The sequence below is a fragment of the Methylobacterium sp. ME121 genome (assembly GCF_000974725.1).
Taxonomy (GTDB): Bacteria; Pseudomonadota; Alphaproteobacteria; order Rhizobiales; family Beijerinckiaceae; genus Methylobacterium; species Methylobacterium radiotolerans.
Genome location: NZ_BBUX01000003.1, coordinates 218639 through 239278 on the forward strand (window position 1 = coordinate 218639; position 20640 = coordinate 239278).

General features: G+C 66.8%; 21 protein-coding genes. 6 read left to right on the forward strand and 15 right to left on the reverse strand.

Annotation, left to right across the window (positions count from 1 at the left end):
• Nucleotides 1–127: 127 nt before the first annotated feature.
• Genes ME121_RS04735 through ME121_RS04770 form a run of 8 tightly spaced genes read right to left on the reverse strand, consistent with a single transcriptional unit; the run spans nucleotide 128 to nucleotide 7212 of the window.
• Nucleotides 128–1360: a pyridoxal phosphate-dependent aminotransferase gene (locus ME121_RS04735; protein ID WP_491892820.1), complete on the reverse strand. Its 1233-nt coding sequence runs from the start codon at nucleotides 1358–1360 to the stop codon at nucleotides 128–130.
• Nucleotides 1357–2055: a glycosyltransferase family 2 protein gene (locus ME121_RS04740; protein ID WP_043378343.1), complete on the reverse strand. Its 699-nt coding sequence runs from the start codon at nucleotides 2053–2055 to the stop codon at nucleotides 1357–1359. The genes ME121_RS04735 and ME121_RS04740 overlap by 4 nt, the downstream gene beginning before the upstream one ends.
• Nucleotides 2056–2058: 3 nt before the next feature.
• On the reverse strand, nucleotides 2059–3111 hold the full coding sequence (locus tag ME121_RS04745; RefSeq protein ID WP_043378338.1) for a radical SAM protein: 1053 nt from the start codon (nucleotides 3109–3111) through the stop codon (nucleotides 2059–2061).
• Nucleotides 3108–4466 carry an MptA/MptB family glycosyltransferase gene (locus ME121_RS04750; protein WP_043378335.1) on the reverse strand — a complete coding sequence of 453 codons (1359 nt, stop codon included), beginning with the start codon at nucleotides 4464–4466 and terminating at the stop codon, nucleotides 3108–3110. Before ME121_RS04750 ends, ME121_RS04745 begins: the two co-directional genes overlap by 4 nt.
• Nucleotides 4463–5206, reverse strand: coding sequence for a TIGR04282 family arsenosugar biosynthesis glycosyltransferase (locus tag ME121_RS04755; protein ID WP_043378332.1), 744 nt, complete (start codon nucleotides 5204–5206; stop codon nucleotides 4463–4465). The genes ME121_RS04750 and ME121_RS04755 overlap by 4 nt, the downstream gene beginning before the upstream one ends.
• Nucleotides 5207–5225: 19 nt before the next feature.
• A complete protein-coding gene (locus tag ME121_RS04760; protein WP_043378331.1) occupies nucleotides 5226–5756 on the reverse strand; it encodes a hypothetical protein in 531 nt (176 codons plus the stop codon).
• The gene (locus ME121_RS04765) at nucleotides 5753–6526 is read right to left on the reverse strand and encodes a molybdopterin-dependent oxidoreductase (protein ID WP_043378328.1); all 774 of its coding nucleotides are present in this window, start codon (nucleotides 6524–6526) and stop codon (nucleotides 5753–5755) included. Before ME121_RS04765 ends, ME121_RS04760 begins: the two co-directional genes overlap by 4 nt.
• Nucleotides 6523–7212, reverse strand: a complete 690-nt coding sequence (locus ME121_RS04770; RefSeq protein ID WP_051975891.1) for a cytochrome b/b6 domain-containing protein — start codon at nucleotides 7210–7212, stop codon at nucleotides 6523–6525. Before ME121_RS04770 ends, ME121_RS04765 begins: the two co-directional genes overlap by 4 nt.
• 162 nt (nucleotides 7213–7374) lie before the next feature.
• Between ME121_RS04770 and ME121_RS04775 the strand changes: the two genes are divergently transcribed.
• Both ME121_RS04775 and ME121_RS04780 read left to right on the forward strand, forming a co-directional pair.
• Nucleotides 7375–8361 carry an AraC family transcriptional regulator gene (locus ME121_RS04775; RefSeq protein WP_043378325.1) on the forward strand — a complete coding sequence of 329 codons (987 nt, stop codon included), beginning with the start codon at nucleotides 7375–7377 and terminating at the stop codon, nucleotides 8359–8361.
• A 485-nt stretch (nucleotides 8362–8846) separates the two neighbouring features.
• Complete coding sequence (locus ME121_RS04780; protein WP_043378323.1) at nucleotides 8847–10118, forward strand: glycosyltransferase; 1272 nt, start codon at nucleotides 8847–8849, stop codon at nucleotides 10116–10118.
• Between the two features lie 88 nt (nucleotides 10119–10206).
• On the opposite strand, the gene tnpA is transcribed toward ME121_RS04780, so the two are convergent.
• Nucleotides 10207–10614 (reverse strand): IS200/IS605 family transposase, encoded by a 408-nt coding sequence (tnpA, locus tag ME121_RS04785; protein WP_043378321.1) that lies wholly within the window; start codon nucleotides 10612–10614, stop codon nucleotides 10207–10209.
• Between tnpA and ME121_RS04790 the strand changes: the two genes are divergently transcribed.
• Both ME121_RS04790 and ME121_RS04800 read left to right on the forward strand, forming a co-directional pair.
• Nucleotides 10591–11724, forward strand: coding sequence for an RNA-guided endonuclease InsQ/TnpB family protein (locus ME121_RS04790; RefSeq protein ID WP_230365910.1), 1134 nt, complete (start codon nucleotides 10591–10593; stop codon nucleotides 11722–11724). The genes tnpA and ME121_RS04790 overlap by 24 nt on opposite strands.
• 608 nt (nucleotides 11725–12332) lie before the next feature.
• On the forward strand, nucleotides 12333–15098 hold the full coding sequence (locus ME121_RS04800) for a sensor domain-containing protein (RefSeq protein WP_051975889.1): 2766 nt from the start codon (nucleotides 12333–12335) through the stop codon (nucleotides 15096–15098).
• Between the two features lie 66 nt (nucleotides 15099–15164).
• Here the strand turns inward: ME121_RS04800 and ME121_RS04805 are convergent, their stop codons facing one another.
• The gene (locus tag ME121_RS04805; RefSeq protein WP_043378319.1) at nucleotides 15165–15497 is read right to left on the reverse strand and encodes a hypothetical protein; all 333 of its coding nucleotides are present in this window, start codon (nucleotides 15495–15497) and stop codon (nucleotides 15165–15167) included.
• A 226-nt stretch (nucleotides 15498–15723) separates the two neighbouring features.
• On the opposite strand from ME121_RS04805, the gene ME121_RS04810 reads away from it, so the two are divergent.
• Nucleotides 15724–16599: a cytochrome P460 family protein gene (locus ME121_RS04810; protein WP_051975888.1), complete on the forward strand. Its 876-nt coding sequence runs from the start codon at nucleotides 15724–15726 to the stop codon at nucleotides 16597–16599.
• Nucleotides 16600–16635: 36 nt separating this feature from the next.
• Nucleotides 16636–17232 carry a cytochrome P460 family protein gene (locus ME121_RS04815; RefSeq protein ID WP_051975887.1) on the forward strand — a complete coding sequence of 199 codons (597 nt, stop codon included), beginning with the start codon at nucleotides 16636–16638 and terminating at the stop codon, nucleotides 17230–17232.
• A gap of 473 nt (nucleotides 17233–17705) precedes the next feature.
• Here the strand turns inward: ME121_RS04815 and ME121_RS33250 are convergent, their stop codons facing one another.
• From ME121_RS33250 to ME121_RS04830, 5 genes are all read right to left on the reverse strand, one after another.
• Nucleotides 17706–18617, reverse strand: coding sequence for a helix-turn-helix domain-containing protein (locus tag ME121_RS33250; protein WP_139239449.1), 912 nt, complete (start codon nucleotides 18615–18617; stop codon nucleotides 17706–17708).
• Nucleotides 18614–18754, reverse strand: a complete 141-nt coding sequence (locus tag ME121_RS33255) for a hypothetical protein (protein WP_158713259.1) — start codon at nucleotides 18752–18754, stop codon at nucleotides 18614–18616. Before ME121_RS33255 ends, ME121_RS33250 begins: the two co-directional genes overlap by 4 nt.
• Before the next feature lie 343 nt (nucleotides 18755–19097).
• Complete coding sequence (locus tag ME121_RS04820; RefSeq protein WP_043378316.1) at nucleotides 19098–19649, reverse strand: carboxymuconolactone decarboxylase family protein; 552 nt, start codon at nucleotides 19647–19649, stop codon at nucleotides 19098–19100.
• Nucleotides 19650–19694: 45 nt separating this feature from the next.
• Complete coding sequence (locus tag ME121_RS04825) at nucleotides 19695–20222, reverse strand: YkgB family protein (RefSeq protein ID WP_043378313.1); 528 nt, start codon at nucleotides 20220–20222, stop codon at nucleotides 19695–19697.
• A 79-nt stretch (nucleotides 20223–20301) separates the two neighbouring features.
• On the reverse strand, nucleotides 20302–20610 hold the full coding sequence (locus ME121_RS04830; RefSeq protein ID WP_043378310.1) for a hypothetical protein: 309 nt from the start codon (nucleotides 20608–20610) through the stop codon (nucleotides 20302–20304).
• Nucleotides 20611–20640 lie beyond the last annotated feature (30 nt).

A 20640-nucleotide genomic window follows, 5' to 3' on the forward strand; every position in this document is an offset into this window, starting at 1 on the left:
CGTTCGGCCTCCGTGGGTGGTGCGGATAGGCCGCCGAGCCCGGTGAGCCTCGGGGAAGCGGCTGGGGCCGCGCCCGGAGGAACGGAACCGGGGTGCTCGATGCTCCGGTCGCGTCCGATCTCGGCACTCATCGGCCGGCGCGCCGCTGCAGATGATCCCCGAGGATCCCGAGCGCCGCGCCGCTGCCGACGCGACCGAGGCCGAGGCGCAGGCGGTCCGTGGGGACCGGCGCCAGCGCCGAGTGCCACAACGCGGAGGGCAGCACGAGGACGCCGTCCTCGGACGCGAGAGCCTTCGAGAACTCGGTCGCACCCTCTCGCCCACGGAAGCGGGGGCAGGCGAAGGCGAGATTCGTCGGTTCTTCCGGATCGAACAGGTTCGGGTAGCGATCGAGCAGAGCACGCAGACGGTGGTGGTTGCGCCGCCCGATCGCGCGGGCGCGGCCGGTCAGGCGCTGCTCGGCCCGCAGCGCGACCTGCGCCAGGATCTCGCTCGGTCCGGCGAGGCAGCTCGACAGCAGGCTCTTGACCGCGAGGACGCGGTCGAGCGCCCCGCGGTCGCGACAGGCGGCCCAGCCGACGCGCAGGCCCGGAAGCCCGAAGCCCTTCGACAACCCGTTGATGGAGATCCCGCGCTCGTACACGTCGACGACGGGTGGGACGGCTCGGCCCGGGTCGAGGTCCGTCTGGCGATAGACCTCGTCGTTGACGAGCCAGAGCCCGTGTCGGCGACAGAGGTCGACCAGCCTCTCCAGAGTCGTTCGATCCAGCGACGCGCCGGTCGGGCTGTTGGGAAAATTCATCAGCACCAGCCGCGTGTTCGGCCGGATGGCGGCGACCAGCCCGTCGAGATCGAGGGTCCAGGCCGGTTCCGGTCGGAGGGCGACGCCATCGGCCGCGCACAGCCGCGACACGACGAGCTCCGAGGGTTGGTAGATCGGCACCACCACCACCGCGTGATCGGCCGGACCGAGCAGCGCACTCAGCACGCAGGCCACTGCTTCCTGCGCCCCTGCGCTGACCAGCACGTCGTCGGCAGCGAGCCGGCGGTAGCAGCCGGCGATCGTGGCGCGCAGCCAGGAGGCGCCGCGCGGGTCGGCGTAGCCGAGGTCGGCCCTCCGCCAGCGCGGACGATCCTCCGGGCCGGCAAGGCGCAGCAAGGCGGCGAGCGACAGCGGCTCCGAGTCCGAGGCGGCGAGGTCGTGATGCGCGCAGGCCGACCAGCGATCCAGGTACGCCGCCAGCGCGAACGACCCTGCGGGCGCGATCCCGTGGTCCGTATCGGGGCCGGGCGCCTCCGTCCGGGCGCCGGCCCAAAGGCCCGGTGCAGCGTCGTCCTTGAGCGCCATCGCCGGCCTCACGCGCGCCGCTCCGAGCCGGCGGCGACGCGCAGGTAGGTCGCGCCGATCCGAGCGGCGGCCCGCATCGTCCCACCGAGCGAACCCGCGACCTTCGAGGATCCGCCCAACCGGCGCCGGTAGGGCATAGGCACCTCGCGGATGCGCAGGCCGGCTCGCGCGGCCTGCATCTGCATCTCGATGTTCCAGCCGTAGGTCGGCTCGCGCAGGGCGAGGGCCCGCAGCACGGCGCGGTCGATGGCGCGGTAGGCGCACATGTCGGTGTATCGGACGCCGTAGCGTAGGCCGATGCCGAGGCCGGCGAGCCGGCCGGCGAGCACTTGGTGCCAGAGCATCGATCCGGGCTCGCGGCTGCCCAGCGTGCGCGAGGCGAGGACGAGGTCGTGGCGGCCGGCGAGCACCGGCCCGGCGATCCGGTCGATCAGGTCGCCGCGATCCGCGCCGTCGCCGTCGAGATAGACGATCACGCGCGAGGCCGGATCGGCCGCGGCCGCCCCGAGCGCGCAGGCCCGGCCGTAGCCGCGTCCGGCCTCGATCACCCGGGCGCCCGCGGCCCGGGCGACGTCCTGCGTCCCGTCGGTCGAGCCGCTGTCGGCGACGACGACGTCCGCCGCGTAGGCCGGCGGGATCTCGCGGATCACCGCGCCGATCGCTTCGGCCTCGTTCAGGGTCGGGATGACGATGCTGACCGGATGCATCGCTCAGAGACTCCAGCGCAGGCCGCAGTTCCGGCACGGGGCGGGCGGCACGTCGGAGAGGAGCGACGTCCGGAAGTCGCGATAGGCCGCGCCGTTCCAGATCTCCCGGAGCGTGGCCTGCGTGGCGTCGCCCAGCGTGTAGTTGGAATAGCCGCGCACCGAGAACGGCGCGATGCAGCAGGGCAGCGCCCGACCGTGGGCGGTGACGTACATCAGGGACCAGGGTCGCCGACAGGTGGCCCAGGCGCGGTCCTCCTGACGCTTCAGGCTGATTCCGGGCTCGGTCGCGCCCGAGGCGTCGAGCGTCACCCCTAGCGAACGGCCGATGGCCTCGGCCTCGGCGATGGCGGCGGCCTCCGCCGCCTGGGTGCTCTCGAACAGCGACAGGTCGGCGCGGGCCATACCGTACCCGGCCTCGTCGAAGACGAGGCGCTGCAGGTGCACCTCGGTCACGCCCATCTCGGCGGCGAGCCGCACGAAGGTCGGGAGCTGGTCCACGGTCTCCTTGAGGCCCGTGAGCCAGAGCGAGACCCGGGGGGTCGCGGCGCCGGTCGCCTTCTGGAACGCGACGAACTTGCCGACGTCGCGCACGATGCGGTCGAAGAAGTCCTTGCCCCGCACCCGGCGGTACGAGGCCCGGTCGGCGGCATCGAGGGAGACGCGCAGCTCGTCGAGCCCGGTATCGATCAGCTCCTGAAAGCGCCTCGGCTGCATCAGGGTGCCGTTGGTGTTGAACAGGACGTAGGTGCCGCGGTCCTTGAGGTAGCGGACCATCCGCGGCAGGTCCTTCACCAGCATCGGCTCGCCGACCCCGTGGAGCACGACCCGGGCGACGTCCGGAACCTGGTCGACGATCCGGCTGAACAGCGCCCAGCTCATGTCGGCCGGGGGCTCCAGGGTCTCGAAGGTGCGCGGGCAGGTCTCGCACAGCAGGTTGCAGCGGTTCGTGACCTCCAGATAGAGGCAGACCGGCGGCGCCAAGGCCTCGGAGGCGCGGTCGGGGCCGACCGCCTCGAAGTAGCGGCGCGGGTCCTTCACTGCGGCTGAGGCCGTCATGGTGCGGTTCCTTCCGGGAGAGCGGAGAGGGGTGCGGTGCAGGCCTGCCGCAGGGAGCGGGCGGCTAGGAAGAGGGCCGGGACGAAGACCAGCGACGGCCACAGGAAGCGGTCGTCGAACGGGTCGATCAGGAACAGGATCGGCGCCGAGCCGAGCCAGATCAGGGCCGGGGCCGGCGCGACCACCGCGGGCAGCGCCAGCCAGGGATAGTACCAAGCGTAGTGTGGGCTCGCCGCGCAGGTGGTGAGGGCTGCGAGGAGCCCGGCATCGCGGCACAGCGCGACCGCGTCGGGCGCGGTCTGCCGGTTCGGGCCGAAGGCGATCCGGAGCGCGAGGGCGGCGAGCGTCAGTCCGGCGCAGACCAGGTAGGTCCGCAGCAGGCTCGGGGGGCTGAGCCCGAGATGCCCGAGACCGGCGAGCAGCCAGTAGCCCACGCCGGTGTCGTAGCCCTCCTCGGCCCCGTAGCCGCCGGCGAAACCGAACACGTTCGGGCCGGCAGCGAGGTAGGGCAGGTACAGGACGGCGATCACGGCCACCCCGGCGAGCATAGGCCGCCACAGCCGGCCTCCACGGACGAAGGCGGGCGCGACCGCGACAGGCAGAACCTTCACCAGCGTCGCCGCGCCCAGGAGCGCGCCCGCGAGCCCGTACCGACGACGGGTGCGGGCCAGCAACGCGATGCCGAGGAGGCCGATCGCCACGGCATCGACGTGCCCGTCGCGCGCGAAGGACCACAGGGCCAGCGGATTCCAGGCGTAGATCAGGATGCGGGCCGAAGGCAAGCCGGCGCCGCGCAGAACCGCGAGCATGGCCAGCATGCCCAGGGCCTCGAAACCCAACATCGCCAGCTTCATCCCGGTGACGCTGTGCGATACCTGCCCGACGGCGGCGAAGACCAGCTGCGCCGCGGGCGGGTAAATCGTACGAGCGTAGTCCTTGCGGTTGATCAGCGGGTAGACCGCCGGGTCGCGCAGCCGCTCGAGGGCGGGGTCGGCCGGGATGTAGCGGTAGGGGTTGATTCCGGCGGCCTGGACCTGCCCGTCCCAGACGTAGCGGTAGATGTCGGTCGACAGGAACGGCAGCGCCGGCAGCAAAGCGGCCCGCAGCAGCACGGCGATGCCGAGGATCGTCCATAGGGCCGCGCGCGGCAGCCGCTCCCGCAACACGAGGCGCACGGCGAGGAGGTAGACCGCGAGGCCGACCGCGACCACGCCGATGAAGGCGTTGGATTGGGGCGCCGCGCCGACGGTGTCGGCGCCCGGCACCTGGATCGCCAGCGCGCCGACAGTGACGGCCAGAAGCAGGAGGCCGAGGGCCGCGAGCCGATGAGCGGGGCTGGCGAGAAGCCGGATCATGCCGGCACCAACTCCGACGCGCGCGCGAGCCGCGCCAGGACCGAGCGCGTCGCCGGGGCCGCGTAGCCGGTCCTGTCGGCGGCGAGCCGCGCGAGCGAGGCCGCGTCGTCGACGTCGTACCAGGGCTCCAGCTCGACGAGATCGAGGCCGATCTCGCGCGCCCGGGCGCGGGTCGCTTCGGCGACGGTGTCGGTGCTCCAGGCGATGTCGGCGAACAGGCGGGCATGGGCCTGCTTGAGGCCGAGGATGTAGTAGCCGCCGTCGTCGCAGGCGCCGAACACGCCCCGCTCGCCCGGTTCGAGCAGGATCCGGGCCGCCTGGATCAGGAGCCGCGTCGGCAGGGTCGGGATGTCGGAGCTCAGCACGCAGGCCGCCGCGTGACCGTGCGCCAGCATGCCCTGGACGGCCTGCAGCAGGCAACGGCCGAAGCCCTCGACCTGCGCCGCGGTTGTGACGCTTCCATCCGCCAGGACGAGGTCGGTTCCCCGCGCAAGATGGGGGATCACCAGAGCCTCCGCGCCCGGCGGCGCGAAAGCCGCGTAGGCGGCAATCGGCGCGGCGCGGGCCGCCTCTTGGATGTTGGCGGTCGTGTCGCGCAGGAAGGCGGCGCTCAGAGCCGCTGCGTCGTCGAGGGTCAGCGGCGGGCACAGCCGCGTCTTGGAGCGCCCGCTTCGCGGCGCTTTCGCCATCACCCCGATCGCGCAGGTGGGGGCCGGTCCGGAGGTCGGTCCTCGTGCCATGTAGAAGGCTCCCGCGTGGTCAATGGAAGGGGCGGACGATCCCGAGGCGGATCGTCTCGTCCGGCGGTATCTCGGTGGCGGAACCGGGCGTGAAGGTCGGCAGCGCGCGCAGGCGCTCGGGCGTCAGGCCCATGAGGGCGACGTGCTCGCCCAGGAGCGCCACCGCCTCCACCGGCACGGCCACGAGCCGGGACCCGAATCCGCTCCAGGCGACCGCTCGCAGGCCTAGCCAGCCCAGCCCCAACGCACCGTCGAGGCGCACGGCCATCTCGCCCGCGCCGTCGCCGCGGCGCACGAGCCCCGTGACGCGGCCGAGGACGGACTGGGACTCCTCCGGCCGGAGCAGGAGGCGGCCGGCGAGGTCGCCGACGCGCACCGGCTGCGGAAACCGGTCCGCCGCGCGACCCGCCATCTCGGGCGCGGTCATGCCGGGCTTCGGCATGTGGTCGGGGGCCGGGGAGGGGCCCGGCGTCTGCGCCTGCGCCGATGCGGAGAGCGCCAGCGTGAGCAGGCAGGTGCCGACGGCGCACCGGATCGCGCGGACGCTCATAGGCCTGCGAACCAGCCGAAGCCGCGGCTCTCCCAGTATCCGCCGGGGTAGGTGTTGGTGACTTCGATGACCGTGATCCACTTCGGATTCTTGTAGCCGAGCTTGACCGCCATGCGCAGGCGCAGCGGGTATCCATACGGGTCAGGCAATTCTTCGCGGGCGTATCTGGTCGCGAGCAGTGTCTGGGGGTGCAGCGCGGTCGCCATGTCGATGCTGCTCGGGTAGTCGTCCGCCGTCTTGAAGGCGACGTACTTGGCGGTGAGGTCGGCGCCGACGCGCTCCAGGAACGCCCGGAGCGGTACGCCCGACCACTGCCCGATGTAGTCCCAGCCCTCGACGCAGACGTGGCGAATGATGATCTCGCGCTCGGGCAGCTCCGCGATCCGGCGGCGCGTCCAGGGCCGCTTGTCGGAGATCAACCCGGCGAGTTCCAGCCGCCACGCGTCGCCGTCGATCGGCTTGACGTCCTCGACGTCGTAGTAGGCGTTGAAGCGCGGCGGCTTCAGCACCTGGGACCCCGGATACTCGGGCGCGAGCTTTCGGGGATCGAAAAGGGCGGCCTGGACGCCGTCGTTGAAGTCGGACATGGCACGGAGCGCCCGCCCGACCGCGCTCGTGTCCGTCACGTCGCAGCCGGTCAACATCGTGAGCGCGCCGAGCGACAGGCCGCCCCGCAGGAGGCCGCGACGCTCGATCCTCCGGACCAAAGCGCGGTGGTCGTCGAGGATGCCGGGATCCGGCACCTTGAGGGGGCGGAACGGCGACCTCATCGCGTCGCCTCCCGCGCCGTGGCAGGGAGGGCCGGGCGGCGTACGGGGCCGCCGGTCAGCATCGCCCACAGCGTTCGCGGCACGAGCAGGGACAGCACGACGTGAACGACGAGGAAGCCGACCAGCACCGCCATGCCGGCGAAGTGGACGAGGCGCGCGCCCTGGAACCCGCCGAGCAGCGCGACGAGCCCGGAGAACTGGACCGGCTTCCAGATGGCCAGGCCGCTGACGACCTGGCCGATGCCGGCCAGGATGGCGACGATGTAGAGGATCTTCTGGACGGCGTTGTAGGTCGTGAGGTCCTCGTGCGCGAGCTTGAGCCGCAACGTGTCGCGGACGGTCTGCACGATTTCGCGCGGACGGATCGGCAGGAGGCGCTCGCGCAGGCGCCCGGTCGCGACGCCGTAGACGAGATAGGCGGCGCCGTTGGCGACCAGCACCCACATGGCGGCGAAGTGCCAGAGCAGGCTCTCGGCCGCCCAGGATCCGATCCGGGCCGACTTGGGGAAATAGATGCCGTGGATGATGACGGAATCGTCGTAGATGCCCCAGCCGGACCCGATCAGCACCACCATCGCCGCGGCGTTCGTCCAGTGCATGACCCGTACCGGCCAGGGATGCAGCCGGCGAGGCACAGCTGTGGACTGCGTCGGCGCAGTTCCAGGGTTGCCTCTCAACACGGACATGAACCGTGATCGCGTGGAAGGACGTCGAGCATCCCAGCGTGGCTTATGCTGCGTGCGTGCTTCACGGGTGTGGTTTGTTGTATCATGCTACAACTCCTAATTCATTTCGTCTTCCGGCACGATATCGTTTAAATCCGTTGCGCTTTGATTCGGTCGGCACACATGTCAGATCATGTATTAGTCAAATTACTATCGACTTTGACGGTGAGGGTTCATGCCTTCGCATTCTGCGAGATTCAATCGGGGTGGCGATTGCGGAAGCAGGGCATCGCTGACGCCCTGCTCGTCCATTATGTCTTGTCAGGCACCGGGACTATCGTCGTCGGCGACCAGGAGCCCGTGGCCTTCGGGCCGAACAGCATGGTGATTCCGCCGCGCGGCGTTCCTCACTCCCTCGGTTTCGCCGGGGCCATGCACACGGTTACAGCTCGAGATGCGCTCAGGGTGCTTCCCGACGGCCTCGTCGCGCTGACGGCCGGCGACGGCAGTCGCGACATCCTCGTGGCTTGCGGCGCGATCTCGGCCAGTTACGCCGGCGCGCTCGGCCTCTTCGACCGCCTGCAGGGCGCATTGATCGAGGACCTGTCGGGCAACGACCGACTGCGGCACGCCTTCGCCTTCATGATCGAGGAGTTGGTCCAGCCCGGACTCGGCACGCAGGAGGTGACGAGCGCGCTGATGAGGCAGTGCCTCGCCATTCTGCTGCGGGTTCACCTGAAGGAGCGGGGTACCAGTTCGCCAATCTTCGCGGCGCTGCGGGATCCGCGGCTCATGCGCGCCGTCGCGGCGGTCCTCGACGCACCCGGCGCCTCCCACACGGTCGATAGTCTCGCTGCACTCTGCGGGATGAGCCGGTCCGCGTTCGCCGAGCGGTTCTCCGCCATCTTCGGCGAGGGGCCCATCGAGTACCTGCACCGGGTCCGCCTGCGCCTCGCGGCACAGTTGCTGACGACGTCGCCCATGCCCGTGAAGGTCATCGCCGCAAGTGTGGGCTACACCAGTCGAAGCTACTTCTCGCATGCCTTCAAGGCGGCCTACGGCGTCGATCCGAGCGCATACCGCGGTCGATGCGCGGACGCGGCCAAGGCCATCGAACCCGGATCCAACGCGACCTTCGACTCCGCACAGGATGTCACGGGCGAAGATTGAGCGCGCGCTGGCCTGGAGAACCGGCAGCCCATGCGACGACGACATCGAGCCTACCATCTTCGCGATTTCCCGCTCGATTTTGCGGATCGAAGGCAGGCATGGAAGCGGACTGGCGTGCGTTATCGTCCAAAACAGGTGCTGCGCCGCATATCCCGTGTCGACAATTTCAGATCGGTCGCAGTCCTATGGCGAGCGGCACCGTTGCGACGTGCGCGGCGGCCGCACGTGCATGAGGCGCCACATTCGAGGTGATCGCCTGACATGCGATGGAACAAGGCTTGTTTCACGTGCCGTCCGACCAGCGACGGACGCGGTGCGGCTTCCTGGTTCCCCCGCAGGAGCGAGTTCGCATCACCTTGGCCGAACTTCGCAACGCCGATTGCGAAGGCGCCAGCCGATACTTGCGGAACCGCTGGTAACGGACCGAGCGACACACGCGAAATAAATGTGACTAACCCTGATCGAGGATTGCGCCGGATGTCGGCATGAAAGTTTTGATTGCAGCCAGCCCCCTTACGGGCCACGTCAACCCCCTGTTGGCTGTGGGACGACTGCTGGCCAGGCGCGGCGACACCGTCTTGGTGGTGACCGATCCTTCGTTTCGGCAGAAGGTCGAATCTTCGGGTTTGCGCCTCACAGCTTACGAAGACAGGGGTGCGGCGACCTATCTGGAGCCGCACCTGCCGCCTGGACCGGTGCGGTGGACGCACGAATTCGAGCACCGCTTCATCGAACCGATGGCGACGCAAGCCGCGGTTCTGCGCGAGACGATCCGGACGGAGGCTCCGGATGTGATCGTGGCAGGCAGCCTGTTTCTTGGGATCTTGCCGCTTCTTCTCGATGCGACGACGTGCCGGCCTCCGATCATCGTACTCAACATCAGCTTTCTGTTCCTCGACCGTCCCGACGATGCGCCGGTCGGCATGGGGCTGCTCCCGGCCCGGGACGACATCGAGCGTGCTCGCTACGCCGCATTGAAGGTGGGTCTCGATGCCTCATTCGTCCGACCGGTTCGCGCCCTCACCGACGCCCGCCTGGCCCGGCTCGGCGCGCGACCTTTGCCAGCCTCGTTGACCCAATCGCTCGCGATACTGCCCGACGCATTCCTGCAGCCGAGCGTCCGCGAGTTCGAGTACGATTTCGGTACGTTTCCTCCAGGACTGCGTTTTGTCGGGCTGCTGCCGACCACGCCGATGGCGGTCGCGGTACCGGAATGGTGGCCGGATCTGGAGAGCGGCAAGAGCATCATCCTAGTGACACAAGGCACGCTCGCAAACGCTGATTTCAGCGAACTACTTGAGCCGACGCTCCAGGCGCTTGAGGGGCGCGACGATCTTCTCATCGTTGCAACAACTGGCGGGAGATCCGTAGAGGAGATACACTGTGAAATACCGGCTAATGGCCGGGTCGCCACCTTTCTGCCTTTCGACGTGCTTCTCCCCAAAATCGATCTCCTGGTAACCAACGGGGGCTACGGAAGCGTCTCACAAGCTCTCGCCGCTGGCGTTCCGATTGTCTCCGCCGGCTTGACCGAGGACAAGGCCGAGGTCGGAGCCCGGATCGAGTGGTCGGGCGTCGGCTTGAATCTTGCGACGAACCGCCCGACCGTGGACGCCTTGCGTTGGGCCGTCGAGAGGGTGCTCACGGAGCAGCGGTTTCGCGAACGTGCTCGTGTGATGGCACGGGCCTTCGCCGATCTGGACCCAGGGCGCGAGATCCTAGCTGCCATCGACGCTCTCACCCACGTGTCGGGGTAGAGTTTCGACTTTCGCTCTTAGCGGAACGCGCGCCAATCCCTCTTCTTTCAGGGAGAGGTTGTAGGCGCGCTCGCGGCGACAGCCGCGATCAGCGACCTTGGTTCTCGATGTACTGCTTCAGGATCGAGAGCGGGGCGCCGCCCACCGACCCGGCGAAGTAGCTCGGTGTCCACAGCACGCCTCGGCTCTTCCTGACAGACCAGAACGAGGCGATCTCGGGGAACTCCTTCTTCAGCAGGCGGCTCGACACTCCCTTCAAGCTGTTGACCAGTTCCGAGAGCCGAACCTTCGGCGGATAGAACACCAGCAGGTGAACGTGGTCCCGCTCGCCGTTGAACTCGCGCAACTCGACCTCGAAGTCCGCACACACGCTGGCGAAGATCGCTTGGAGCCGGTCGAGGTGCGCACGGGTCAGCACCTTGCCCCGCCGCTTCGTCGTGAACACTAGGTGGGCGTGCAGGGTGAAGACGACGTGCCGCCCGGTGCGAAGCTCCATAGACCAAACCGTCTCGATGCCCTATGTCAAGGGCGTGACCACCCTTACAGACCAAACGGTTCTGAAGACCTTCAGCTTCCGCGTCAAGGACGCGACGAGCGGCTGATCGCGCTCGGCGATGCGGTCAATACGGTCTGGAACTACTTTAACGAGATCAGCATGCGCTCGGCACAGCGTGGTCCGATCTGGGCGGCCAAGAAGCAGCTTCGCGTTCTGACCAAGGGCAGTGGCAAGCTGCTCGGCCTTCCGTCGCAGGTCGTGCAAGAGATGATCAACCAGTACGTCATAAAACGGAAGGCTGCGCGCCGTCCGAAGCTTCGCTGGCGTGCGAGCCGTGGGCCCAGGCGGGCGCTCGGGTGGGTGCCGTTCACGAACCAAGACATCGCCCTCGACGGAACAACCGTGCTCCTGCGTGGCCAGCGCTTCCGCCTGTGGCTGCACCGCGCCGTCGAGGGGCGGATCAAGTCGGGCAACTTCAGCCAAGACGCGCGCGGCCGTTGGTACTGCAACCTCGTGTGCGAGGTGCCCCGTTCGCAGGGGCGCGGGCGCGATGACATCGGCGTCGATCTCGGGCTCAAGTCCGTCGCCAAGTGCTCGGACGGCACAGGACTTGAGCAGGCGCAGTTCTATCGCTGCCTCGAACCCAAGCTCGCCGAAGCGCAGCGCAAGAGGCGCAAGCGGCAGGTCAAATCGATTCACGCCAAGATCGCCAATCGGCGGAAGGATGTGCTTCACAAATTCTCTCGGGCGCTCGTGGATCGCGCCCGCAAGATCACGGTCGGCGACGTGTCGGCCTCGGCTATGACGAAGACCCGGATGGCGAAGAGCGTGCTCGACGCCGGATGGTCTACGCTACGCGGCATGCTCCGGTACAAATGCGATCACGCAGGGGTCGCCTACGCCGAGGTGAACGAAGCCAACACGACACGGACCTGTTCGTTCTGTGGGCGCCTCAGTGGACCCACGGGGCTGGCCGGTCTCAGCATCAGGCGGTGGACGTGCGGCGAGTGCGGATCAGAACATGAGCGCGACCAGAATGCCGCGCGGAATATCGCTCGTCTCGGATGTGAGACGCCGTGCCCGTCCGGGCATGGAAGCCCCGGCTTTTAAGTCGGGGAGACATCACGAAGGTGCATCATGACAGCGCGATGACGCCTTCACATAACGTCATGCAGGTGATCGAGAGCCCGTTCGATTCCTCGCACCGGTCGAAAAGCGCCGTCGGTTGGATCTGCAGCCCCGAATGTGGCGTGCACGATCGATGCACCTTCCACGCCTGACGTCGACGAACGGAAATCGGGACGGCCGCGCTGTCCCGATCCGGGCGGGCGAGCGGGAAAGAGCTTTCGGACGCTGTGAAGGCCGGGCAAGGACTGCACGGCTATCCAGAGTGTAAATCATCAAGATTCATGTTCCGCGTTCCGGTTTCAAACGTCGAATGTCTGTAACAGACCCGTGTTCAGGAGCTCCAGGTGCGGATTTTCGCACGCACGCATGACTTGAGAGATATCGCTAGCCGGCTTATCGCTGCGGTTTTTGTCACCGATCCAATCGGTTATTCAGAAATATTTAGCGAATTCGGCCAACGGTCATTCGCCCGCATCCGCCAGAACGCTCTTCGCGCCATGTCGCCTCAGACCAAGCAACGACCGCCTGGACTCGCGGGCAGTGCTGCCCACATCCTGAGCCAACGTTGGCATGCCGCTCGGAAGCCGGGTATGGCGTTGCCGCCTTACGAAGAGATCGCTCTCGGCTCGCTCGGTCGTTTCGCCGATGGCACGGTGCTGGTGCGCCTCGACGGGCCAGATCTCGTCCACCTGCAAACGGCATCAGCCGTCGCTACATGGCTCGAAGGGACGCCCCGTCATGCCGCCGGACACCAGCGGAGCGACTGCGCGCGGCTCTTGGATCAAATCGTGCGACGCGCCCTCCGGACCGGCCAGCCAGAGCGGCAGGTTGCAAGCCGCGTCGAGAACGGCATCGTCGAGGTTCACGAGATCCTCGCGTTGCCCCTGCACACGCACTGGGGCTTCCCGGTCGCCCTCGTCCACGTCAGCGAACCCCAGACCCGATCCAGTCTCATCGAACAAGTCTACCAGTCGACCCGGGAAGGGGTTCTCGCCCTCGCGCCCGTGCGCGACGCGGACGGACAGCTGTGTGATCTGCAGATCGTCACCCTGAACGCCGGCGCCGCGCAGCTGATGCGCCGGTCGTTGGACAGCCTGTTGTGGCAGCATCTTTCCGAAGTCTACATGGGTCATCACGCGCAGGAGATCACAGCTCGCCTGTTCCGTGTCGTCGAGAACGGCGGAAGCGACAATTTCGAGCTGGAATTCATCGGGGACGATGCGGAATCCTACCTCAAGATCGCCGTAGCCCCACTCGGCGACCTGCTCGTAGTCACCCTCGTCGACATCACGGAGCTGCGCACCCGCGAAGCCTCCTTCCGGATGTTGTTCGAGGCCAACCCGGTTCCGATGTGGGTCTTGGACGCCGGATCCTTGCGCTTCCTCGACGTCAACACCGCCGCCGTCGAGCACTACGGCTACAGCCGCGACCGCTTCCTGGCGATGACAGCCCACGACATCCGACCGGAGGCGGACCGTGCCGAACTGCAGATCGTCTTCGCGAACCGGACGAAGCCCTACGATGGCGAGCGGATCTGGCGTCATTGCAAGGCGGATGGATCGGTGATCCAGATCCTGCCTTACGTGCGTCCGCTCATGCTGCGGGGCCGGCCGGCCGTGCTCGCTGCGAGCATCGACGTCACCGAGCGCCAGCTCGCCGAGGCGGAACTGCGCCGCACGCGCAGCTTCCTCGACACGGTGATCGAGAACATCCCCGCGATGCTCTACGTGCAGGATGCGGTTGATCACCGCCTCCTGCTCGTCAACCGTGCCTGCGAGGCCCTGCTCGGCGTGCCGCGCGACGAACTGATCGGAGGGCCGTCGCATGCTCTGTTTCAGCACACGACGGCCCGGGCCGTGCTGGATCAGGACGCGGCGCTGTTTCGCGCCAGCGGTCGGGACGCGATCGTCGAGGAGCGTCAATTCGAGACGCGCGGCAACGGTACGCGCCTCCTGCACGTCAAGAAGCTCGCCGTGAGCGACGAGGAAGGGCGACCGCAGTACCTGCTCGGGATCGCCGAGGACGTGACGGAGCGCCGCGCCGTTGAGGCGCGGATCGCTCACATGGCACACCACGACCCGCTCACCGACCTGCCGAACCGTGCCTGCTTCCGCGAACGTCTGAGCGACGCGCTCGAGCGACAGCATCGTCATGCCGAGCCGGCGGCCGTGCTCTGCCTCGATCTCGACGGGTTCAAGGCAGTCAACGACACGCTGGGACACGCAGCCGGCGACGCGCTGCTGCGCGCGGTGGCGGATCGCCTCCGGCACTGCGTGCGCGAGGAGGACTTGGTCGCCCGCTTCGGCGGTGACGAGTTCGCCATCCTGCAGGCGAGCGCGCCGTCGCCTGAAGCTGCGGGCCAGCTCGCCGCGCGCCTGGTCGAGTGCTTGGCGCAGCCGTTCTCCATCATCGGTCAGAAGGTGGTGATCGGAGCGAGCCTCGGTATCGCGATGCTGCCGGGCGACGGGACCACGCCGGACCTTCTGCTCAACAACGCCGACCTCGCGCTGTATCAGGCCAAAGCGGAGCGACGCGGCACGTTCCGGTTCTTCGAGCCGGAGATGAACGCCCGCATCCAGGCGCGTCGTACGCTGGAGCGCGAGCTGCGCGAGGCGCTGAACACCGGCGCCTTGGAGCTGTTCTACCAGCCGCTCCTGAACCTGCGGGAGAACCGCATCAACGCCTGCGAGGCGCTGCTGCGCTGGCGCCATCCCGAGCGTGGCTTCGTCTCGCCGGCCGAGTTCATCCCGATCGCCGAGGAGACCGGCCTGATCGCGCCGATCGGCGAATGGGTCCTGCGCGAAGCGTGCCGGGAGGCGGCAACCTGGCCGGGCGAGATCAAGGTCGCGGTCAATCTCTCGCCCGTGCAGTTCCGTCAGCAGAGCCTCGTCCCGGCCGTCGTGTCGGCCCTGGCGAACGCCGGGCTCGATCCCAGCCGACTGGAGCTGGAGATCACGGAGTCGGTGCTGCTCGCCGACAGCGACGCCAACCTGGCGGTCCTACACCGGCTGCGCAACCTCGGCGTGCGCATCGCCATGGACGATTTCGGGACGGGCTACTCCTCCTTGAGCTATCTCCGGACGTTTCCCTTCGACAAGATCAAGATCGATCAGTCCTTTGTGCGCGAGCTCGGTGTCAACCGCCACTGCGCGGCGATCGTGCGGGCGGTGGCCGGACTCGGTGCCGATCTGGGCATCACGACAGTGGCCGAAGGTGTCGAGACCGCGGCGCAGCGCGATCACCTGCAGCATGAGGGTTGCGACGAGATGCAGGGCTACCTGTTCAGCCGTCCGCTGCCGGTCGCCGATCTGCGGCAGCTGATCGCGGCGACTGAACAGGCCGCGCGAGCCGCCTGACGATCGCGCGCGCAACCCGGTTCGGACGAGGGCCGCATATGAACCTGCAGCCTCGTCGCACGTCGCTCAGGCTGTGCGCACGCGTTCAGGAAAGGCTGGTATCGCGCTCCGCGGGATGTGAGAGCCCTGATTCGCTGCCCGGCGTCCGCTCGCACCGCGCCCGCTCGGACCCCCGTTGGAGGCGGCCGCCGCTCGCATCGTCCCGATGCGCCCGGCGATGGTCTGCTCGGCCGCACTCGCGATGGCACGGGCGATCTCCTGGCCGACCTGATCCTGGTCGTCGGCGGCAGCGGCGACGGCGCGCGCCGTGCCACTCGACTGCGCGATCGTCGCCGCGATACCGCCGACCGCGTCCGTTGTGCTTTGCGCTGCGGCATGGATCGCGTCGACCTGACCCATGCTCCGGATCGTGAACGTCGCCTCTTTTTCGTGAACGCAATCGCGCGTCGGCGCGGGCACCCTTACGCGTCGCCTGCGAACCGGGCGTGATCTTGCAGAGGGCTGGTCGTGTGCCTCATATCTCGGGCTGGCCCGGCAACCGGCCAGGAACACGCGCGCGTGCCGAACCGTCGAGCTTCGCCCTGACGCGCCGTTCGGGCCATGCCGCAATCCGGAGGATCCGAAAATGTTCTTCATGTCTCGTCATCGCTGGACGCTGCTTCGGACGGCCGGGGCTGTCGCCCTGATGGTCGGCTGTGGCGGGATCCAGAGCTCCGAGGCGCAGACCACGCCGCCGCCCGCGGCCGGTACGGCGCGGTCGGGGCAAGTACCGCCGCCCCAGCCGAGCGGCGAACCGCAGCCCCGACAGACCCAGTCGCAGGAGCGCACCCCGGAGCAGCTTAGGCAGACGCCACCCCCGCAGCAAAGCGGCGCAGCCCGGCAGAACCAGCCGCAGGAGCGGGCTGCGGCCGCGGCCGAATCCGGTCGTCCGCCGGCCCAGCCGTACACGGTCGACGGCAGGCGGACCCCGTACGTCGCCGAGTACCTGCCGGACGGCCGGCTGGTGCGCCCGATCGGCTGGCGCGAGTGGCCGTTCATCGGCACGCCGCTGACGCCGAACCGGCTCAACCTACCGGAGGCGCCATTCCCGGAGTTTCACATCGTCTATGTCGAGCCGACTGCTTGGGAGCACTTCAAACGGACGGGAGAGTTCCGCGAAGGTACTGTGATCGTCAAGGAGCTCGTGCGCCAGCAGATCAACAGCACGACGGACCCGGCAAACGGCGCGATCACGGAATCGAGCGGCAAAGGCTATTTCATGGCAGAGTATGCCGGTCTCGAGGCGGCTGTGAAGGACTCGCGTCGCTTCGCGAACGAACCGGGTCAATGGGCCTACTTCTCCTTCGGTCACGTGCCCGAGGCACAATACGCCTCGGCGACCGAGGTAAAGGCCGTCGAGACCTGCAATGCCTGCCATGCTGCAAACGCCGGCCGGGATTTCGTATTCATTCAGCACTACCCGGTGCTGCGTGGCTTGCTGGAGCGCGTCGGCAAGAACTAGGGGCCCAAGCGCTCGGCGTTGTCAGTGGAGGATCATATGTTCCGTCGCCGTCTTCCCTCGGCTACTCTTCTTCTAACCTGCGGAGCGACGCTCGCCGCGGCGACAGGCTTGCTCGCCCAACAGGTACGGTCCGCGAACGTTGCAGAAACCCCGAGGGCGTCGGTTGGGCTGGTCGACGTCGCCGGCACCATGCGTCTACCTCTCGACTATCGAGCGGCTTACCAGTTCCTCGGCACCTGGGCTGTCGCCTCCGATACCGTGCCAGGCTCGAAGGAGATGCATACGGTCTACGTCTCTCCGGGCGCGATCGACGAGTATCGAGCCAACGGCCGGTTCAAAAATGGCACCGTCTTGGTGAAGGAGGTGTTCAACGCCGAGAGCGAGGACATGACCACCGGCCGGGTGAGTCGGGCCGCCGGTCTAGCCGGTTGGTTCATGATGGTGAAAGACGATCGCGGCAGCTACCCGGGCAATCCGCTTTGGGGTGACGGGTGGGGCTGGGCATGGTTCGACAAAGGGAGCCCGGACAAGACCAAGACGCTCGACTATCGCCAGGAATGTCTGGGCTGCCACACCCCGGCGCAAGCCACCGACTGGCTGTACGTCAAAGGTTACCCAGTCCTTGCCCGCTGAGGCCACGCTGCTGCTCGATCAAGCTGGATGGCACATCACGACGAAGCTCGCGGTTGTTGTCATCATCCTAGCGCCATTGCCCTCGACCTCTGCTGCGACGCCTGCAACGGGCTCGTCGACTGATCCCCCGCGCATCACCTCCATCAGCCTGAGCGAATGGGCCAGGCGCTCTGTTCACTAAGAGGTCCGAACAACCTGCCGCCGCGTGATCTCGTAAGTTTCATCTTTCTTATTTATTGGCAGGGGGCATTTATTGTCTTCGATTGATAAAACAAAAATATCTAGTTAATGTATATCATAATTACAATATCGATATATCACGGGACAAAAGTAATTATTTAATGTATCAAATTAACTAAAGCAATATGCAATACTCGTTGCTGGAATTTATCCAGACGTGCATGCAAAGTCCTCTCCGAAAAAATTGAGAATCCTGCTGCAGCCGTCGCTTCGGTGTGGAGTGTCAGAAAAATTCACGAGAGCCGCTCCCGTCGATATGCACTCGGCGTACAACCAATCTGCTTGCGAAACCTGGTCGCGAAGTGCTGCGAGGAGTGGAATCCGCACGCAAAGGCGACCTCGGTGATCGAGCGGCGCGGATCGAGCAGCATTTCGCACGCGCGTTCGATACGACGGCGCATGAGCCAACGGTGGGGAGGCAAACCCGTTGCCTTGGCAACAAGAGTCGTGAGCTTGCGTGGAGATAGCTGCGCCGCGCGAGCCACGTCCACCAGCCTGATATCGTCGGCCCAACGCGATTCCATGTACTCGATCGCCCTTCCGACGGCGGGATCGAAACGGCTACGGCGCGGACCGAGGGATTCCCAACGGACTGCGCCGTTCATGGACGAGTGCTGCCGAAGAAGATGGACCGCAACCTCCAGTCCCAACGTATCGATGCGAAGACGCGATAAAGGTCGAGCCATGCGCATTTCAGCCAGCATCTCGACTTCAAGGCGACGAAGTTGCCAGTCAGGAACGGCTCTGGGGTCAATCGATCCTGTTGGCGCAGCAGACGAAACTGAATCCCCGGACTCGACTATATCGCCAAGCGACGGTTCAGGTACGTAGATATTCAGGGTGCGAAATCCGCCGATCGGAAGCCGCGGGTGTTCATCTAGACACACCAAGTAAATGCTACTTAGTGATTTTTGAGTATGAAATTGATAATTATCGTCTTGCAAAATGTCGCAGTCGAATGTGCAGAACCGAAGTGTCAAGTCATGGTGCTCGCGGTTCGGCTCGGCCCAAGGCTTCCAAGCCTCATCGTCGTTGCGCGTCTGGAACGCCACGGATTCGGTGTACTCTGCTCGTCCCTTCGGCCGCTTGACTGGTTGGCTATCCCGGCCTTGTGCCAAAAGGGCGATGATCGCCGGCGTGTTCACGAGCAGTCCCCCCTCCGATCCGGGCGCCCATAGTTCAGCGCACGCGGCACGAAGCCGAGCGCCTGTTCGACGTCGGCGAGCACCACCTTCGAAGCTCCGGAGCAGAGGTCGGTAGTATGGACGGTGAACTGGATCATAACGGGGTCTTCCGGCGATCTTGGGCGGGGGCGTGGATCGCCCGGAACGGCCGCTAGTGCACAGACGCCAACGAACGCACCACGTGCCTGTCCGTTAACTTGCTGCTATCGATGCGAAAACGGCGCTGCCTTGTGTACGCTTTGTCGGCGTCAGAGCACTAGCTGGACCTCGTCATACGATCGGAGAACGCAGCGCGTCGGGCTGGAGCGCTCTCCGCCGAAATGAATGACGGTCCGGTTAAAGAGAGTGCGTCGAAACGGAGCTCATGCGCCCCACGGCGGTGATCCGCACTCCCACGACGGAGCCAGAGCCCATGTGCCGAGGCTCCGGCTCCGCTCGACGTCAGCCCGCGATGCGCGTGGCAGGCCCGATATGCGGGAAGTCGACCTCGGTCTTGAACACCTCGTTGACGTAGTTGGTCAGCACGTTGACCGCGACATGAAGCACGATCTCGACGATCTGCGCGTCCGTGTAACCGACCCTGCGCAAAGCCGCGAGGTCGTCCTCAGCGACATCGGCGCGGGTGACCGCGATCTTGCGGGCGAAGTTGACCGCCACATCCGCGCGGGCGTCGGTCGAGCGGCCTGTGCGGTTGGCCGCGATCTCCGCCTCATCCAGCTTGCGGTGCTTGGCGAGCGCCGTGTGGGCGGCGTTGCAGTAGTCGCAGCCGTTGACGTTCGCAATGGCCAGCGCGATGCGCTCGCGCGTCGCGGGATCGAGCGTACCCCGTGCGAGAGCACCGGAGAAGGCCAGCACGCCTTCCAGGCCGGCCGAGCTCTGCGCGAGGACCTTGTGAAGGTTCGGTACGACACCGAGCTGCGTTCTCACACCCTCAAGCAGATCTTTGACGCTACCGGTCGCCGTGACCGGGTCGATGGAAGCGATGCGTTGCATGGTGGGTCTCCTCATTAATGGTCGGTATCCGAGGCCGGCGACAAATCAGTCGCGACGGTGACGGATCGCCTTGAGCGAGTCGGCGGCAATCCAAAGCGAAATGGCGAGCAGGCCGACATCCTTGAGGAGGAACTGACCGATCGACACCGAGATGGCGGGGAAGCCGAGCTCCGGCGCGGCGACACCGGGCGTCGACGCCATAAAGCTCAGGGTCGTGACGAAGAGGCCGGCCGACAGGAGACCGCCGAGCGCGGAGAGCTTGGGGTTGACGAGCCGCGCGGCGACGAGGGCGCCGATGCTGAGTTCGAGCACGCCGAGGAAAGCCGAGAAGCCACGCACGCTGAAGATGCTGTAGAACCAGCTCAACAGCGGGCTGTTGCCGACCAGCGGAACCAGTCCTTCCGCTTCATAGGCTGTAAACTTCATTCCCCCGAACCAAGCGTAGATGACGGCGAGCGAACCGTAGAGCGCCGCTCGGGTCAGGTGATCCCCGTACCGCTCGATCGCAGTCAAAGCCGGACCGACTTCGACAAAGGCGCCGCTTCGGCCGGAAACAAGAGAGTGATTGGACATGGGAATCGAGCTTTCTATTGCGAAGTTGTGCCGGCGGAGACGAGATGCACCTTCGCCGTCCAGGAGAGGGTACGACGCATCACCGCGCCGGAACTTCAAAGCGGGCGCCCCGGACGTCGATGGCTCGCGTCGGGTTCCGAGCCGTCGATGCCGTGGTCGCAGGCTGTCCGGAAGAGGCGGTGTAGGCGGTGGTCCGACCGTTGCTGCGCAACGGGGCAGGGCCCGCGCCGTTCGGGGCGGCGGGCGTGATCTCCCGGGGGTCGATCTCCGGCGCGACGAATTCGTGGCCCCAGGCGGTGAAGGTGCGGCTCTGCTGGGCCGCGGCCGGCAGCGTGGTGGCGGTCAAGGCAAACGCGACCGTGAACGCTGACATCGTGCGCATGAACATCTTGGATCTCCGTCGAGCCTGAGCGGGTCT